Source organism: Ideonella sp. sgz306126 (genome assembly GCF_056032705.1).
Genome location: NZ_JBVYWP010000002.1, coordinates 778,372 through 796,657, shown reverse-complemented (window position 1 = coordinate 796,657; position 18,286 = coordinate 778,372). Strand labels below are relative to the sequence as shown.

Below are 18,286 nucleotides of genomic sequence, written 5' to 3'. Positions count from 1 at the left end.
CGCCCGTGCTGGCCCGGCAGCCAGCCCTGTGTTTTTTCATCATTGAGAGGTTCATATGCAACCCATTCAGTCTGCGGGCGACGACGTCGCCCATCATCTGCACACGCTCGTGCTGCGCGTGCGCTACTTGGCCTCGGCGAGGTCCTACATCGACCCGAAGGCACCCCTGACCGAAACGCTGGGGGAGCTCAAGCCGGTGGTGCTGACCTACTTCGGCTTGGTCGAAGGTCCGGTGGACGGAGGACGCAAGGAGTACGCGTTTTCCGCCCACGGCGTCATCCAGAGCAACCTGTCCGAGACCCTCGGCGCTCTGGCGCATGGCAAGCACGAACTGGAACTGAAGCTCCTCGAGCAGTTCATCCAGGGGTAACGCCATGGCCACCGACTTCGAGCTTGCTCTGTTTGAGCAACAGCTTGAAGAGGTCCTCGCGTTGCCTGAGGCATGTCGTTGGAGCCTCGAGCGGGACAAGTCCGTCCCGCTCGGGGTCTTCGCGGTCATGCACCCGCTGAGCAAGCCCGAGGAGCTTTTCAAGGCCAGGCTGCGATGGACTGACCTGTTGAAGGCAGCGTCGCTGAAGTTCATCGACATGAAGACTGGCGCCGACAACAGCCCTGCGGCGTGGCCGAAGTGCTTCGGTTTCCGGCCCGGCAGCCTAGACGCCTGCCTACCGTGGACAGCCGAGGGGCACGGCCTGCATGGCGAGTGGGCGCACTCCGCGGCCAACGCCTTTCCAAAGGTCGAGGCGCCCGTGCAGTTCGCGCTGCTCAACGTCCAGTCGTCGCTGGACAACTCATTTGAAGGGAGGGGCCCGTGATGCAAGAACTATCTTGGACTCTGCCGGCCGACCTGCTTGATGTGTCGGTCGAAGTGATGCGCCCAAATGGTCGCATCGGCAATGAAGGGCTCGCGCTTTGGCTCGGAGCCGCGGAAGGCGCGCAGGCGCGCGTCACGCATGTGGTGGCCGTGCATGGCGCGGGCTTCCGCGCGGCGCCACTGCAACTGCGGCTGTCCTGGAATGCCATGTCGCGCCTGACCGACCTGGCCGAGGAGCTAGGCGCCTATCTCGTCGGACAGATTCACTCGCATCCAGGCCGCTTCGTGGACCTCTCCCAGGTCGACCGAAAGTACGGCGTCCGATGCCAGGACTACCTCTCGGTTGTCTGCCCTCACTACGCGCAGAGCGCGGTAGCCGGTCTTGAGGAGTGCGGCGTCCATGTCTTCGATGGAGGAAGCTACCGTCGGCTCGGTGCTGCGGAAGTCGCACGGCGCATCGAGCGCGATGCTGCGTCGGTGAAGCTGGTCAAGTTGGAGGTACCCGCATGACCTCAAGCCGAGACATCGCCGCAAGTCGACCCCTGGGCGTCGCCGAGGGCCTGGGAAGCGCACTGCTCGACGAAGCAGTCATCTTCTCGCAGCTAGTCATCGTGACCGGAGACGGCCAGACACTTGCCACGCAAAACGGGCGTTGGTGTTTGCTCGACAGCGTGCGCCTTCTGTCGCGCATCGTCGGGCCATTGACCGTCGTACTGCCAAGCGGACTCGGCACCTTCGAAGCCGAGGTCCGGGAGCTTGCAGCGCGTGTCTGGACCAAGGGTGCGGTGACCGTCGTTGCAGATGGTGTGCCCATCGCGCTGGAGTCGGCCGTCGCGATTCTGAATATCGGTTCGTCGGTCGATTCGAGTCTGCCCTCGACCTCCATCAACTCGAACGGGTGGGTGGCCCGGGTTACCTCCGGGCCGACGCCACTGCCCTCAGACAGCGACCAGAGCAATCCGCTGGCGGCGCTAATGGCGGCCTCTCTCGGCGTCACAGAGGTTTTCAAGCGCGTGTATCGAATCCCACGCGAGACGGCGCCGCTGCTCGATGCAACGCAGTTTTCGTTGTTCGAGCTGAGCACGTCGCCAGCGGGTCTCGGCCCGCCGCTTCCTGCGTCCATCTCGCTGCCGGACACCGTGTTGGTGGGTGCTGGAGCCATCGGCAACGGCATCGCCTTGGTCCTTTCGCAGCTGTCGCTTCAAGGCCGCCTGCACATCGTCGACATGCAGAACTACGGACGCGAGAACCTGGGTACCTGCGTCGTGCTCGACGACTTGTCCTGGCTCTTGAATCCCAAGGCCGAATGCCTGGCGGCTTGGTTAAGCCGTCCTGACGGCCTTCGCTGTACCGGAGAGCAGGCCTTCGTGGCGGACGCGCGCTCTGGGGAGCATGTGCGCGCGATGGCCGTCGAGTTGGTGCTCAACGGCTTGGACGACGTTGGTGCCCGACACGACGCTCAATTGCTATGGCCCTCTGTCCTCGTCGACGGAGGCATCAATGCCGTCGGTGCGGCAGTCGTCACACATCGGCTGGACCGCGCGCATGGTGCCTGCATGCGATGCTCGTTCCGACTACCAGCTCGTGACGAGCACGAGCTCCAAGCGAGAGCAACCGGCCTCAGCATCGCATCGCTTAACTCGGACCTCGGCCGGCCGCTGACCGAGCAGGACGTCTCGGACGCGGAAGAGTCCAAGCGCGCGTGGCTAAGCGAACTGCTGGCGCAGGGCAAGACGGTCTGCGCAACCATCAGCGAGGCCCAGTCGCGGTCGCTAGGCCTGACGATTGCGCAGGATTTCAATCCTTCGGTACCGTTCGTGGCCACCGCGTCGGCGGCACTCGTGATGGCACAAGCGCTGAAGGCGCTGCTCCACCCAGACGCGGAGTTCATCCAACGCTTTCAGATGGAGAGCATCTTCAAGGGACCGGAGGCGTCTCTTGGTGTGCTGACACGTGCCGACCCAGGATGCGAGTGTGTCGCGCTTCGGCCACTCATCGACAAGGTCGCGTCAGCGCGCCGAACGAGGCAAGCTCAGCACCCGCGTGCATGAGGACGGGCCACCTGCGAGCCCTAGATTGCCCGCCCCCGTGGCCTGTCCAAGGGGTGTCGCGCGAAGGGTTCAGGTTGAAGTACGACCCCGGCAACTACCGGGGTCGCTGAACAAGTTGTGTAGCTTTACAAACGCTCGGGCGCTGGCTGCGTGCGAAGTCGCATGCTGTCAGACGCCGTCCCATCCTCCTGTTTGGTTGCTCTGAGACTCTCGCGACCGCCTTTGCTGCGGCGGTCGCAAGTCGACGTGACGCAAGGCGAGTCGGTTCACGTGTTTGGCAATCGTCGAGAAACTGCCCCTCGACAGCTCGAGTCGCAAGTTCTGCGGTCCTGGCACGCGGCCCTGCTTGAGCAGCGCCACGTAGGCGCGCACCACGTCGACATCGGTGATGCCGGGTCTTCCCATCTGTATGTGTCCTCGCTTTGAACGGCGCCGCAACGCGCGGTACCTGCAGCGTCTAGCGAGATTCGGAAGCGGCCTGCAAAGCTCGGCGCGCCTCGGGCATTACGTAATCGGAATCGCTGGCGGCGCCGGGCAAGCTCGGGAAGGATTCGCACACCACAACCACGTTGGAGCCGCGACATGCAAACCCTCATCAAACCCTTCCACCAACCCATCCGCACGGTCCTGCACCTGAGCCCTGCCGTGACCAGCGCAGCGCTGGTTCAGGCCCAGCGTCACCGACGAGGACTGGGCGAGTGGGTGGAAGGGCTCGTCGTCCAGACCTGTGCCAGCGACGAGGTGACTCAATCCGAGCGCCGGCTCGCCGAGCTGATGTCGATTGAGTTGTTCGCCCACGTTGCCAGTAACTGCCCTGGTGCGCTCCAGGGGCGGTGGCGGCTGCTGTTCGACCGCTGCATGCAAGAGGAGTCGCTGTGGCGCTACCCGCAGGTCACGTTGGAAGAAGCCGAAGGCGGTGCCGACTGCCAGCCGGTTCTGGACATCGGCGAGCTGTCGCGCCGCTGGCCCCACTTGGTGGCTAGCGTGTGGCTGGCGGACTGAACGGATTCGACGGAAATGACGACGCCCGCTGAGCGCACACGTGCAGTGCTCCAGAACTTGGATTTTCTGCGTGAGCTTGTCGACCCATCGGTGATGAAGGATGTTCCGGACACTGTGCGTGAACAAGCCAAAAGGCTGCTCAGGCACTACCCGACAGCGCCAGCGATGCACATCGCATCCCTGGCATGCCCGAATTGGTTTGGTTCAGCGGAGACGCCGCCAGCCGCGTAGTTGGCTCGTGGGTCGCAATCGGGCCCTGTAGCCACTCGTGTTGGAAACGCCAATCCAGCCGCGGCCCGCCGGGGGCGCACATCTCCCTCGAGACCGCTCTGGCTGCGGATAAAAGGCGGACCTAGACACCCAGTCGGAGGAGAGGGCTCGATACCCCGCGTCCGACCTTGAGCACCAAGCGGGATGTCGGGGTGCAGCCTGGGAGCGAGGTCCAGAGGGCGACAGGTGCGGCGCAATCCGCAAACAGTCTGGACCAGGGGTGGCGCATTGCGGCGGCCACCCTGCCCACGTGGCGCGGGACGCTCCCCGCGCGTGTCCGGACGTCTAACCGGTCCGCGAGTGTGGCAAGACTCGAAACCGGCCTCGGCGGGTAAGGGGGAGTCTTGCCCTCAGCACTCGGGGCTCCTTCCCGTCTGAGATAAGAACTCTTGAATTCCCCGAGGGTTCTTTCTTCCTCTGAATTGCAGGAGCATCGCTCCTGCGCACGCGCCGCTTGGGCGCACTGGAGCGATTGGCGGGCGCACGCGTGCGCGCCTCGCGGGGGCATGACCGTCAGCAACGCGTGCTCTGAAGCGACCTCAGTTCGGGCTGACCAAGTTCGACATCAACTGCGGGACCGCCTGGGAGCAGCGGCCGAGGCCCTTGAGCAGTAGAAACTTGTCCTTGAAAGGCGCACCCCCATGGTGCCCGGTGTGAGCCGGCTCACACTTCCAGTCAATCTCCTGTTGGCGTTGTGAATGGGCTCACAAACTCGAATCGAATGTTGTTGATGGAGCGTCGAGCGGTCGGCACAGTGATGCCTGTGATGCGCATCACGTCAACCCTCAACCGCCAACACAGGAATCTCATGTTTGAATCGAACGTTCCCGCGGGGGAACCGTCCCACGCCGACGACAACGCGCACACGCCTCCGCAACAACAGCTGAAGTGCCGCTGCGGCCGCTGTACCTCCTGCACAACCCCGAAGCCGCTGCCAGGCCTCGGTCTCTCGTCAGCCACTGACACAGACACGTCTTGGGTGGCGATGAATGCCACGCCCGAGGCAGCATCGGTCGCCAACGACTCAGCCGAGCCTCCGTCGCATCGTGGGCGCGCCCGTTCACAAAGTCACGCCGCTAAGCGGCGGCGTTGGGAACCAGAGTTGGAGCGGAGGCACGAGAGCTACATGCAGGCCAGATACCTGCCTCTTCGAGAACTGGCCAACCGCATTTCCTTTGCGATGGCCAGCCCGTCTCGTGCCGAGGATATGGTGCGTTCGGTCGCATTGTTCGAGAAGGCGCTTGGGGCTGAACAGTTCGCGAACATCACGGTCGATGACACGCACACCTTTGTCTACTACTTGCGCGGGGCCGAAACGCGCGAATCCACGCTTGTGCGGCACCTCGCCAACCTGTCCTTGCTCGTCACGCTGTGCACCAGGCACGGCGTGCTGCCAGCGCACACGGTCAATCCGTTCAAGGAGATGGCCGCTTCCCTACGGCGACGCGCTGCCCCGGGCGAATGTCGGGTGGGCCCGTTGCCGGCAGTCGACTTGCAGCGACTGCTGACGGCGCCGCAGTTCGCCGCTGCGCGTGACGCCGCGGAAGATGCGCGCGCCGCGCGCTTCTGGTTACCGTTGACCGCTCTGCTGACTGGTGCACGCGCCTTTGAGCTGATGAACGTCACCGTTTCGGACCTCCAGCGCCAGGGCAAGACTTGGATGTTGAGGTTGCCGGAGACCCGGCCGCGCGCCATGAACAGCTTCGAGTTGGGGCGCTGGTTGCCGCTGCACGAGGAATTGATTCGCTGCGGTCTCCTCGCCTACGCTGCCAAGCGCAAGTTGGATGGTCACGTTCATTTGTTTTCAACCGCGTCCGAGGGGCAACGGCGGAGCACCGCACAGGCTCCTGTGAATCGTTGGCTCTCGCGCCTGACTCGCTCATTGGGCTTAGCACCAGGTCGGCAGAACCTGGCGGCGCTTCGCTACAACTACCTTCGCGCTTGCTTCGCCTCTGGAATGCCGATGGTGCTTGTGCAGCTGATTACTGGGACCCGTGTATACCGGGGCACGTCGCGGCGGATTTGGGAGATGAGCCTGCAGTCTGCTGCGATGCCCCATTGGGACGCAGCATTCATGACGCGTATGAGTTTCGAAGGGGTGGATTTGTCCCACCTCTACATCGACGAACCCCTCAAGGACGTCGACATTGCATTCGCACCATTCGATGTCGACCACGCGTAGCAAGTTCGACTAAGGACCGGCCGACGTCGATGTTGGCGAATGTGGCCGCAGAACCCCAAGTCGAATAAGCTCGTCAACTTGGGAGGCGGCTTCCTCAGGCGCCGTACCACCGGTCAGCAACACGCCGAGTTCGATGTTGAGGTCGAATGCATCCGCGGTCAGATTGGCGCTTGAGATGAGCAATCGGTGCCTGTCGGCAACTGCGAACTTGGCATGGAGAGTGCCATGGCGCCCGCGCACGTCACGGCGCCGCTCATGCATCGGCCAGACGAAGACCTCGACGTGTTGGGCTGCTCCATCGAGCAGATGCGGCAGGGGGTCGAAGTCGACTTTGCCACCGCTCACGCTGTCGCTCTCGAGAACGAAGACCACTCGGACGCCCCTGCGAACGGCGGCACCGATGGCCTCAACAACGTCCGGTACCTTGTAGGCGGCAAAGGTGACCAAGTAAACCGACTCCCTGACTCCCCGAATCAGCTCAAGCAACGCGGGCCCGGTACTGCGAAGCGTTGACGAAACCGTTGTAGGACCCGACCAGACCAGCTCGACCTGTCGGTTCCGACGCTCTGCCGCCACAGCATGCGCGGCACCGCGCAGCAGGTTGGCGACATCAGCTGGCGACGGTGGGCCTGAGCAACGGACCCAAGCTTCCTTCAGCTCGACGAACCGCTGACCAGCATCGCCAGAGAGACCGACCCCAGCGCGCGCCATCCCATCCGACTCGAGGACAGCAACAACGCGCGCGACAGCCTCCGGAGACACGTCGGCCGCGAATCGCACGCAGGCATCGAGCAATATCAGGGACGCGGACATAGTCGTCAAGTGAAGAGCGGAACGACGGCGCTGCCCAGCGCGGGAACAAGAAGCGAGCGGTCAAGGAACTTGTTTCCTCGCTCGCAGGAGGTCTCCGGCGCGAACTGACAAGCGTGACACGCAGCACCATGCAGCGAAGCCGTGCCGTCACCGCCTGGGTGATGCTCGGCGCACAGCGGGTCTGACGAGCAAAGCTCCATGGCTTCGAGGGCTCGCCTCACCAATCGGCCGAGTCGCTCCGGCTCGCCCTGCGAGACGAGGCCACCCAACGTGCCCTCGCTGTCCGGGGCGGCTGTGTATAGCAGCAGTCCGGCCATCGGCATGCCCTCGCCGCCAGCGTCGCAGTAGATGCGCTCTCTGATGCTGGCGGCGCTGTAGCCCGACTGCAGCGCCAGCTGGCGCATCAGGGCGTGCGAGAACGAGTGGATGAGGGCGAACCGGAGCCCTGGGTAGCCGTCATCGGGATTCGGCATGGCCCGCGCCGCCTTCCAAGCTGCGTGCGCTGTTCTGAACTCCGCGTCGCGGGCAGCGTTCTTCGTCGCCCAGTCGATGAGCACGTCGCGCTTGAACTGCAGGAACAGTCCCTCGCCACGTACCTCGGACACCGGTACCCAGGTGGGCGCGCCGCGTGAAAGCGGCGCACGAAGTTCAGGCGGAATGTCTCGCGGGTCAGCGTAATCCCCCGGCGAGTCGATACGCGTGAATCCCACAAGAGCACGCACTTCGCGGAGCCGTTCGACCCGGACCACCTTCTCGAAGTAGGCTTCGAACCCAGCTGGTGCCGCTACCGGCGTCAGCTCGAAATCCACCGAATTGCGAGTCGGGTCCGGCGCGGAGAATACTTGCCACTCGGGCTCCTTCAGGTCCGCGTTCTCCGTCTCTGTGCCAGTGCCCGAGCGCTTGCTCTGGATGGCCTTCCAGACGGCAGCATCGTCGTACTCTTCGAACCCTCGCAAATTGCCAACCACCCGGAAGGCTGTCAGCACCTCGGGCGAACTGACGTGTTGGAGGGTCACCCACTTCTCTTCGACCAGTTGGGGCAAGCGGTCGGCGTGCCGAGGAATCGACAGTGCCGACAGCGTGATGCCGAACCACGAGTTCGAAGCACCGAGCAGCATCGTTTCCGCCTGCTCGCCACAACCGCCTGGCTCGAAGTCACGAAGGTGGGGCCGGCGCCCGCGACAGGCGAACAACGGGTCATCGCGTGCCGCGTCGCCGAAGGCCTCGACGAGCGAGCGCGTGGTGCCACAGCTGTCGCAATGAACCATGAGGTTCGCAGCTTCGTCACCCACGCCGAACTTGCGTAGCCGCAGGGGGCCATTGCAGGATGTCGCGCCGCTGTGCGTGAAGCGCAGCCACGGAAAGTCATCAATGTGCCCGTGACTGCAGGCGAGCTGGAATCGGGTCGGCAGCACCGCGGGCGGATTAGGGCTCTTGTTGCACGCGGTGTGTCGGTAGCGCACGCGGTCCGGCCGGTAAGGGTCGGACTGCAGTTCGAACAGGCCCGAACTCAGCGGCGCGACTAGGTCGCACCATGGGCAGCGGTACCACTGCGGAAACGCTGCGACCGGCACGCCGATGCGCGGGCCGTTGAGCGGGTCTCGGTTGCCTTCGTCCGCATCCACTGGCGGCAGCATCAGGCGTTCGACCTGGGGACCCAGTTGCCCGCGAACGGCCGCCAGCAGCCGTTCCTCGCCCACGGGCGTGGCGTACTGCAACTTCCAGTCGTCCAAGCCCATCACCATGGCGGCGATGTTGGGCAGGTCCACCATGGCACCCACACCGTAGGTGTGCAACAGCTGCGTCGGGCGTATATCGCCCACTCGATGCTCGGCCATCAGCCTTGCCCTCCTGCGGTCCCGGTAGCCGCGGCCTGAATGGCCAGGGTGCCGCCGGCGGCGCCCGCTGCCGGCTGGGTATATCCCTGCCCATATCCATCGTCCAACGGCCGGTCATCCAGCAGCAGATTCACGCTGGGTTCAACGTCGCGCAGCGAGCCGAGGCAGGTGAAGGTGTCCCAGTCTCCGATTCCGGCTTTCTGCAGCAATGGCCGCGTCAGGCCGTCGCGTTCGGTCTGGTAACCCAGTCGGGCACCGCCGGGCTTGGGCGCCGCCTCTCGCAACCAGTGGTCAAGCCGAGACTGCAGTTGGCTCTGGACCTTCTGCCCTTCTGCGGCCGACTGTGTGATTTCCGCGGCGCGTCTTGCAATGGCGAAGACCGCGGACTGCACGAGTGCGGCGGTACGGTCAAGCTGACCGGCGGCTTGGTTAGCGTTGTACGTCCCTCCCGGCAAGCGCACCAAGGCTGTCAGGATGGCCGATAGGCCGCGGTCAACGGCGCGGGCCGCAAATGGGGTCACGGACAGCGCCTCGACGTGTTGGTAGAAGGTCGAGTGGTAGTGCGCGAAGCGTTCGTAGTGGGACAGGTCCCGCGGACGTGCCCAGTTGTATACCGTGCACACCAGGCCGGGCGCGGTGGCATTGCGGCCCACGCGGCTGGTTGCCTGGATGTACTCCGACGTGCCCTTGGGTTGCCCGGCCACCACCATCAGGCCCAGGCGTTTGATGTCGACGCCGACCGAGACCATGTTCGTGGCCAGCACGACGTCCAGCGGGTATGGCGAAGTCTGTCCAGGAACGCGCTTTGCGTGCGGGGGCAGCGCGGGGTCGTGCTGCACTTCCAGGCGGTCGAGCAATGCCGGGATGTCGCGCGAGTTCTTGCGCGAGGTCAGCTCCTCCAGCGCCGGTGAGTGACGACGTGCCATTCCACGGCGGTCCATGTCGCGCAAGCGCGACCGCACGTCATCGTCGACCAGCCGCCGCATCCCGCCCAACTCGCGCATCGAATTGAAATAGCCGAGCAGCGTCATCCACGGGTCGATGGCCTTGCCGTACCTTGCGAACAGCGTCTGGCCAGCTGACAGGTAGGCCACGTAGACGCGGATGAGTGCAAGCTTCAGGCGACGCCCGAAGGCCGCAACGCCGAAGTAGCGTCGGCCCGGGTAGCGGTCACCAGGGGCCCGTTGAACGCTGAAGAAGTTGTCCTCCACATCCAGCCCCTGAGGCGGGAACACGCGTACGTCGCGCAGGAACAGTGAGCGCAGTTGCTCGCGTGCCTGCTTGATGGTGGCGGTCGACGCGATGAGCTTCGGCCGAACTGCTCGGCCGTCAACTGTCCAAGTGCAGAGTTGGTCCACCGCCGATTCGTACAGGCCCACCAGGCTGCCGAGCGGGCCGGAAATGAGGTGCAGTTCGTCCTGGATGATGAGGTCTGGTGGCCGCAAAGGCCCATGGTCCACGCGGCGGACCGCTGACATCCCGTTGCGCGCGGGGTGGTGCCCCGCATCGTCCATACAGGGTGACGTGAAGCCGTGCCGGGGACAGTAGCCGTCCACCTGCCCGAACAGCATCTGGGTGCGCCCGTTCCAGGGCATCTGGGCAAACTTGTCGACCGTGGCAATCAACAACGCAGGCAGACGCCGATAAATTTCCTCGTCCACCGTCAGCACCGGAATGCCTTCGTCCGGTGACTTGCTGCGGCTGAAATCGCAGCGACCCAATTGGTCCCCACAGAAGGTGAAGACGCGGGCTCGACCGCGGCTGTAGGTCTCCACCGTCACGTCCTGGCCGGACTTGATTTCGCTGCCGCACCACGGGCAGTTCGTCAACTGCAGCGGGGACCCCGTGCCTCGGCCGCCACCGGAGCCATGCGCTCGCAGAATGGACTCGTGGGCATCGTCGATGGTGTTGGGCGTCGTGCGCATGCCCACCCACAGCCCGATGCGGAATGGCTCAGCGCCCCAAGTACCAGGGTCCGAACGGCGGATGACCTCGCAGGCGCAGACGAGCGCTGCAGCGCGCTGGAACTGCTGCAGGGTCAGCAGCCGCAGCGTGTACCTCATGATGACCGCGACACCTGCGTGGCCCAGCCGGCCACCCACTACGCCCTGCAAGCGCCGCATGGCCATCGTGTACGCCGTCAAGCCAAGGTACGCCTCCGTCTTCCCGCCGCCCGTCGGAAACCAGAGCAGGTCAGCCACCGCAGCTGCCGATTCGCCACGGTCGGGGTGGTCCAGTTGGGTCACACCGGGCAGGTTGAGCAGGACGAACGCGAGCTGGAACGGGCGCCAGCTTCGGTTCGCCGGTTGGTCGAGCTCCTCGAGAGTCGACGCGATGCCGGCACGCTTGCGCTCGGACAGCAATGCATGAACACGCTGCTGCCACATTGCCTGGTTGGCAAAGCGGAAGGCGCGCATGGCGTTCACGTCCGTCTCCAACAGCGCGATGCCAGCCTCGATGCGCTCCTGCGCTTGTAGGCACGCGTCCATGGCCTCGCGTGCGGTGCCTTCGTACTCATCGAGGCCGTCAATGCCTGCATCAACACGGGCCCGGTTGCTCGCAATCCAACCCGAGTAGGCCTGCGTCAGTGACCGCAGGGATGCCACTAGCTCCCCATCGGGCATCTCAGAAAGCCGCTGCATGTCCAGCACCACGGCAGCCAGTGCCGGGTTGTCCTCTGCGGTCGGTGGCGTCGTCACCGGCACCTCGTACGTGGGGGTCACCCGGGTCAGCAGGCTCACTGCGGCCCTGGGGTCGCCCTCTGCGGTCTGGGCATCCACGGCCACGCCATGGCCCACCGCGAATTCGACGTGCCTCCGATAGAGCATCTCGAGTCGAAGCTGTTCGTCGTCAGGCGCTGCAGAGCGGCGTGTCCGCTTCTGAAAGGCCGCAGAGCCATCGGCTGCCAAGACCTGCAGCTCGGGCTGAAACACTAGCTCGTCGTCCTTCGGGCGGCGAGTGGCGGTCAGCTGCGCATTCACCAAGAAGAGCGACACCAGCCAATCGCCATCGAGCTTGCGTACCCGTCCGCGCAGCACCACGTCAGGCTGCTCGGTGTCCGCCGGCATCGCCGCGATGTCGCCCGCGACCAGCGGCACCGCGAGTGGCTTTCCGCCCATCGGGTACCGCTTCCAGACCATCTTCGGGTTGCCAGTTGGCGTGGTGAGCGCGTCGCTCCGCTCGCGTGCGTAGCGACCCCAACTGGGTGTGACGGACAGCGCGGTGCAGCCGCCCTTGACCGTGCAGGTCAGTCCGATGGCCGCAGGCGCCAGTGAATCCATCGGCAGCGCCAGGTCGTCGTTGTTTCCATCCTCGACGGTTCCGGCCCCATCAGAGGCCAGCGAATCCGATTCGGAAGCGCGCACGACCGTGCGGCGTGGGGCGAGGATGCCGACCAGATAGCGGTCGGAGACCCGGCTCTCGTCCACCTCCTCCAGCGGCCCGCCAGCCGGGCCGAGCAGTTCCTTGACCACCAAGTCTTCGAGCTCGGTCCGCAGTGCCGTAGGCGTAGGCAGAGCCGCTGCCAAAGGCAACGTCGGAGCCGCTTCTGCCGCGGGCTGGGTCCCTGAACTACTCATGGCTGGTGGCTCCTCGCCTGTTGGTCTGCTGTCACTTCGGCTTCAGCTCGTCGGTCCCTGGGGGAGCTGCGGCCCCTTCGGCGCCCACATGGAGCGTCCGCGACATCATCGGATGAAAGTCGGGAATGATGCTCCGCACCATGCCACTCTCAAAAAAATGGTGCGCGATGGAAGGGAACAATTCAGGGGCGACAGGGTGCGTCGCGTTTGGGTTGTGGAACATGTTCAATCCCTCAGCCCAAGTCTCGCCTACTAAGCCCGGGGCAACCTCGAATGCAAAGCGCCTCGGTGCTGTTGCATTCGGCCGGTGGTCGTAGGCTAGCCCTTCGCGAAACGTACTGATGCCAGGTGCCTCGAAACCAGCCAACCGGCCCATGCGACTGAACTTCGACAGTGTTCCGCTGTTCGAGTGCAGGACCGCGCTCACATTCTCCGCGCCAGGTTGAAAGAAGAAGCCAGAAGGAATCTCCTTGTCTCCGTACCGATGGAAGTCAATCTTCATCGGGCGAATCACAAGCCGGCCTTGAGCATCGAGCTCGTGCTCATGGTGGTAGCCATACAAATAGCGCTGCAGCGCAGTACTGGTCCACAGCATCGACTGGGGCGCATGAAAATCGGCGACAGCAAAGATGAGCGAATGGCCAGTCGCATGCTCGAGCTCCCAGTACGGCGGCTGTTTGCTGAGCTTCGAGTACAGCGCACTACCGAATTTGATTGGCACGAAGTCCTTCAGCAACTCCTGGGCTTCCGCGTCCGAAATCACATCCAGGTTCGGCACTTCACTGCCGAGCGTTGCACCGCCCGTCGGATTGACCGTCACAGCTTCGATGCATATCCGGTCGTCGCCGAGCGCAATGACGTAGTCCGGGGCGCTGAACGACCTGTCCAGCGGTAAGCACTCTTCGTTCAGGTAGGCGTAGAGGTAAAGCTCCCAAATGCGCGCATCGAAACCGTAGGTCTGGAACTCCCGGACAAAGTGCCCGTCGATGTCGACGAAGTTCCGCATCATTTCGCGGATGATGCTGATGGCTGGTGTCCAGACTGGAAATCGCACCATCGCTCGAAAACTATGGTGCAGCTTATCTTCAGAAACGGCCGGCGTGAAGAGGTCCGGTAAGCCGCCCGTCTCGTCACCCTGCGGAAAGACGCTCGCGCCGGTGTCTGCGTGGCGTTGCATTGCAGCCATCAAGGCGTGATTTGCTTCCCTCTGAGTCGGAACGCTCACGTTGCCGTCAATCCATCGGAAGCGACCGTCCTCGTCTCTTCCCAAGACGGCGTAGCTCCAGTCGAAGTCAACCAAGTCGAGTGTCACTACACCCAAGAGCCATTCGTTGCTGTCGGCGTACCACTCGACTTCGCGGTTCACCGCCGACGCGATGGGCGCGCGAGACCACAGAACGAAAGCATTGAACCGTTCGCGGCTGATGGGGTGAATCGCTCGCGACATCAATCAAACAACGGCGTTTGCGAGCTCGGCGCAGTGGCCTTCTTGGCTGTGGGTCGGCCCGGCCGTCGGCGGGCCGTGGACAGTTCAGCCTGGGCGGCTTGGAGGCTGTGTGCGGCGGCCTGCTCCTCTTGGTAACGTCGCCGGTTAAGGGTCGAAAGCCTTCTGAGCAGTTCCAAGCGCGACGATTCGTCGAGTCCAAACCGAACGTTGTCACCCGAAGGCAGGTACGAGACCGTATGGAATCCGTGCACTGGATGGACATCGCTCCAGCCGTAGTCTCGCAAGACTGCGTGGTCGATGTCTGAGATTAGTTGTCGCAAGCGCTGATACTCACCGCCGGTTTCGTTCGGGTCATGGAAACTGTTCATCAGGCGCGTGACGCCAACACCCAGCCTCTGCTGGAGCGAGTGTCGTGCGGCATGCAGCTCTTCACCTAGCGCACGCAACTCCTCGGCCAGCTCAGTGGGGAACGGGAAGGTTTCAAACACGTCGGACGGCGTGTACCTAAGGCGTGTCTCGAGGGAGGACGAGAAATTCCAAGCCCAAGCATCATGGACGCTGGATTGGAGGAGTGCGAAGGTCGCCACCGAGTCAGCCGTTATGACACCGAGCGCATGGCTGAAGACCTGTCGCGGCTGCACGAACGAGAGGTACCAATACTTGCTGTGCAAGGTGAAGGCCAGTACGCGACCGAGCGGCTGACGAGACTCATGCCAGTCGACCGGATGGCGAGCGAAGGGATGACCGCAGCCAGCAGCGTGATACAGCGCTGGGCGCTTCTCGGCGAAGTGCCACCACTTGTCGCGGTAGACGGCACGATTGTTCTGGTCCCGCTCCGGTTTCACGAGCTGGCGCACCACTTCTATCAGCTCCGGAAAGTCCGACGCGACATGCCCTGGATAGTCCGACGGCACGTGGCCCTCGCGCATCCAAAGCTCGCGCTGTCTCTCGGTACCTGAGGCCCAACTGCCGTCGTCCGCCGAGCGGTCCAGCGGCCAGTCCCAGAAGTTGATGACCCAGCGGGAGGCTTGATGCGAAGGGTGTGTATTCAGGTCCTCACCGCTCAAGTAGGGGAACAGCACCTCTGAGTTCCGCTCATCCCGCGCAATATGAGTCTGCGCAACTTGCGGCGACACTGTGAAGCCCATGCCGAGCACGATGGAGCCTTGAAAGCTCCTTCCGGCATTAGCCTGCAACGGCTTGGGGCTCCATTCGTCTTCGGCCGACAGAAAGGCTGAAATCATCGGCACCGGGACTCCGTTGAGCCGTCGCGTGCCGCTCCAGGCGCCGCGCACTCCGTGCACAGCGCTGGCCAACACTGCGGCGGCGCCGGGCCATTCAAAATTTGGCCGAGCCGCGAAGAGCGCGATACCCCGGTGAAGCATGGCCTCCAATCCCACCTGCCGGGTATCGCCCTCGGCGATGGTGTTCACCGCCAGCAGGCCGAATGTGCCGTCTGGCCGCAGCACCTGAGCTGCGCGCAGGAAGAAGTAGGCGCAAAGGTCTGCGCTGCCGCGGCGCCCGTCAGCGAGGTACAGCACCAGATGGTCGCGGTAGTCGGTGCCGAAAAGCCCGGTGATTTTCTGACCTCCCATGAAGGGCGGGTTGCCCGCGAGGGCGTCGAATCCGCGCCTGTCTGACGCTGTGAAGACCTCTGGAAACTCAACCAACCAGTGGAAGGGTCGCCGCGGTAGGCCGCTGGCGTTAGCGGCACCAAGCATCCGTTCGGCCAGCTGGCGCAGCGGCAGCAGAGCAATTGCGTCCGAAGGCTCGGCAACGAGCCGGTGGTCCTCGCGTTGAGGCACCAGCGCGGCGCCGGCCTGCAAGAGCAAGTCCTCAAGCCGCTGGTCCAACAAGGTTCCGCTTCGTTCAGCGTTGGAGCCGGCAGTCGATAGCGCGGCGCCAACGATGAGGTCGGCCAGCACGCGCACGCGCACCAGCGAATCCTCTGCTTCGCGATGCAGCCGGGCCTTCAACTCGGCATCCCGCACGTCCAGCGCCGTGAATCGCTCCAGTGCCTCGCGCCGTGCGCGGGCGTGTGCAAGCAGGCTTCGCACTTCGGCGAGCAAGTAGTCCACCACCCGCGTCTGGGAGCGACCAGGCACGAGGTGAAAGCTCTCAAGTTGCGCCGGGTCGTGCAGGCCCAGCAAGCTGTCGCCGCATTTGATGGCATGGTCCAGAAACGTAAACGGCCGATGCTTGTGCAGCGTGACGAGCCACAGCGACAGCTTGGCCATCTCGACCGCCATCGGGTTGAAGTCCACGCCGTACAAACAGCGCTCGGCCACCAACCGTCGCGCCAGCGCGAGCCGCTCCTCAGGGTCGGCCGGCAAGAGCTGTTGGCTGTGGCTGGCCCCGGCGGGGACGGCCTCCGGTATGGCGAGCGGACCCGCTCCGGGTGACTGCGCCTCGGCGCTCGACCAGCCCTCGACCACGCGCTCGGCCATGTACCGGCAGGCCTGCACCAGGAAGGCGCCCGAGCCACAGGCCGGGTCGCAGACCTTCAGAGCCAGGATGTCGGCCGGTGCCCTGAGCGTCTCTGCGCTGGGCTCGATGCCCTCACTGACGCCGATGTAGAGGAGCGGGTCGAGGGTGGTCTTCACGACCTGTTCGGTCAGCACCCGAGGCGTGTAGTGCGTGCCCGTGCTGCGCCGGTCGGTGCCCTTGGTGACGTAGATGCTGCCGGTGTGAACGACCACAGGCTGGCCGGCACTGTCTTCACGCAGCAGGTGTGCGAATGGTGCAAGCCGGGCATACAGCCCATCATGACCGGCGCAAACCGCCTGCATCGCCAACGGATTGAGTGGCTCACCGCGGCTCAAGTCACGCCGCAGTGCCGGCGCCTGGCGCCCTGTTCGCTCCTTCACGTAGTCCACCAACGCCGACTCGCTCTCGGCAGCCTTAGCCTCCAGCACCGAGAGTTCCACCTCAACATCGTCGCCACCGCCGCCGCGAAGGCCGAGCACCGTAGACCCAGCGCGCCGCGCCGTGTGGTCCAGCAGGCCTTCGTAGACATGGCCAATCTGCTCGATGTCGAGCGCACGGAAGCTCAAGCGACGGGGTTCGGTGCCACCTCCGGGGAGACGCATTTCGAGGAACTGCAGCGCCTCCAGCAGATGCAGCACGGTGCGGTTGTTGATGGGCAGGGGCTGGGCTGGCGCGCTGTGCCAGCGCGTGCCAGCAGCTCGGCCTTCCAGGAAAGGGAAGCGGTCGGGGTCGAACAAGGCGCCGCCGTACGCAGGCAGGCGCAGCTGGTCGTGCTCGACCCCGGAGTAAATGGCCCGGAATGTGGCCAGCAGTCGCGACCAGGCGTCGTGCCGGTAGGTCAGCAGGTTCTCGTCGGGCACCTCGCGCAACTGGTCTCGCAGGGTCGAGATGGCGTAGTGCCGGTTCCACAACGGGTCGCCCAGCAACAGCAGGCCACGTTCTTCGGCGGAGAACACAAAGACGAGCCGCATCATTACCGTGAGCGCCGCCTCATAGAGCTGCTTCTCACCGATGCCAGTGAGCAGCTGGCCCTGCCTGTCGGCATTGATGCGGTCCACGGCCTGCACCAACACCTCGACCGCCTTGCGCACCTGGTAGCCCAGCTGGTCAGTGACTTCCTGCTGGCTCTGTGCGCTTTCGGCCAGCATGGCCGACAAGCGGTCGGCTTCGGCGACACCGAAGGTGCGTCGCGCGCCAAGCAGCGAGCAGAAGGCGCGAAGGGTCAGCGGCTCCTCGCTCCACAGAGCGGCATCCCAGGTGACGTAGGTTGTCGCCTCGCCAGGATGGGAGGCAACCAACTGCCAGTCGGCGCCGTTGGTCACCAAGCCCAGCGGTACTCCAGCCCCTTGGAGCAACGCCATCATCCGCGTCGAGGGAGATGCCGTTCGCCAGCGACCATCGGAAACGCTGGCGTCGAGATTCTGGGTCGGCGGATAGGTTGCGACGAGCAGAGCGGGCTTGTCGTTCTCGGCGAGCTTGACCGCGTAGGTCGGCCGCAGGGTTTCACCATGCTCTGGAATCAGGACGTCGAGACCTGCGGGCATGGCCGGCCCTTGCAGCAGCACTTCGCTGGGGTACCGAAGCACCCGCTTGAGCACGAATTCAATCCACGCGGTGTGGATGGCGCGTTCGCCCTCCGAGTCTTCCCACTCGGAGAACGCCAGGCGAGCGTCTCGCGCCAGTCCGTCGTCCAGAGTGTCGAGTTGCTGGGGGAACACCCGCATCAATACGGGCAGGGACAGGAACGGACCGGAGATGTCGACCAGCGACAGCCATTCGTTGTGGTGACGGGCGACAGACATGG

The 18,286-nt window shown here is 64.4% G+C and carries 12 protein-coding genes; 7 read left to right on the top strand and 5 right to left on the bottom strand.

Features of this window, described 5'->3' with window-relative positions:
• Positions 1-55 precede the first annotated feature (55 nt).
• The 7 genes from AC0N04_RS08165 to AC0N04_RS08135 all read left to right on the top strand — a co-directional run bounded on the left by AC0N04_RS08165 (position 56) and on the right by AC0N04_RS08135 (position 6,319).
• Positions 56-370: a hypothetical protein gene (locus AC0N04_RS08165; protein ID WP_474280357.1), complete on the top strand. Its 315-nt coding sequence runs from the start codon at positions 56-58 to the stop codon at positions 368-370.
• A gap of 4 nt (positions 371-374) precedes the next feature.
• The gene (locus AC0N04_RS08160) at positions 375-815 is read left to right on the top strand and encodes a hypothetical protein (RefSeq protein ID WP_474280355.1); all 441 of its coding nucleotides are present in this window, start codon (positions 375-377) and stop codon (positions 813-815) included.
• Positions 812-1,324, top strand: coding sequence for an MPN domain-containing protein (locus tag AC0N04_RS08155; protein WP_474280353.1), 513 nt, complete (start codon positions 812-814; stop codon positions 1,322-1,324). The genes AC0N04_RS08160 and AC0N04_RS08155 overlap by 4 nt, the downstream gene beginning before the upstream one ends.
• Positions 1,321-2,865, top strand: coding sequence for a ThiF family adenylyltransferase (locus AC0N04_RS08150; RefSeq protein WP_474280351.1), 1,545 nt, complete (start codon positions 1,321-1,323; stop codon positions 2,863-2,865). Before AC0N04_RS08155 ends, AC0N04_RS08150 begins: the two co-directional genes overlap by 4 nt.
• A gap of 582 nt (positions 2,866-3,447) precedes the next feature.
• A complete protein-coding gene (locus AC0N04_RS08145) occupies positions 3,448-3,867 on the top strand; it encodes a hypothetical protein (protein WP_474280349.1) in 420 nt (139 codons plus the stop codon).
• Positions 3,868-3,882: 15 nt separating this feature from the next.
• Positions 3,883-4,098 (top strand): BPSL0761 family protein, encoded by a 216-nt coding sequence (locus AC0N04_RS08140; protein WP_474280347.1) that lies wholly within the window; start codon positions 3,883-3,885, stop codon positions 4,096-4,098.
• A gap of 1,165 nt (positions 4,099-5,263) precedes the next feature.
• On the top strand, positions 5,264-6,319 hold the full coding sequence (locus AC0N04_RS08135; RefSeq protein WP_474280345.1) for a site-specific integrase: 1,056 nt from the start codon (positions 5,264-5,266) through the stop codon (positions 6,317-6,319).
• 9 nt (positions 6,320-6,328) lie between these two features.
• Here the strand turns inward: AC0N04_RS08135 and drmC are convergent, their stop codons facing one another.
• From drmC to AC0N04_RS08110, 5 genes are read right to left on the bottom strand one after another with little or no spacing between them, the layout of a single operon-like run.
• Positions 6,329-7,132, bottom strand: coding sequence for a DISARM system phospholipase D-like protein DrmC (drmC, locus tag AC0N04_RS08130; RefSeq protein WP_474280343.1), 804 nt, complete (start codon positions 7,130-7,132; stop codon positions 6,329-6,331).
• Between the two features lie 5 nt (positions 7,133-7,137).
• Entirely contained in the window at positions 7,138-8,970 is a 1,833-nt protein-coding gene (gene drmB / locus AC0N04_RS08125; protein WP_474280341.1) for a DrmB family protein, read from the bottom strand.
• Positions 8,970-12,548: a DISARM system helicase DrmA gene (gene drmA, locus AC0N04_RS08120; protein WP_474280339.1), complete on the bottom strand. Its 3,579-nt coding sequence runs from the start codon at positions 12,546-12,548 to the stop codon at positions 8,970-8,972. The genes drmB and drmA overlap by 1 nt, the downstream gene beginning before the upstream one ends.
• A gap of 31 nt (positions 12,549-12,579) precedes the next feature.
• Positions 12,580-13,995: a hypothetical protein gene (locus AC0N04_RS08115; RefSeq protein WP_474280337.1), complete on the bottom strand. Its 1,416-nt coding sequence runs from the start codon at positions 13,993-13,995 to the stop codon at positions 12,580-12,582.
• Complete coding sequence (locus tag AC0N04_RS08110) at positions 13,995-18,284, bottom strand: Eco57I restriction-modification methylase domain-containing protein (protein ID WP_474280335.1); 4,290 nt, start codon at positions 18,282-18,284, stop codon at positions 13,995-13,997. Before AC0N04_RS08110 ends, AC0N04_RS08115 begins: the two co-directional genes overlap by 1 nt.
• Positions 18,285-18,286 lie beyond the last annotated feature (2 nt).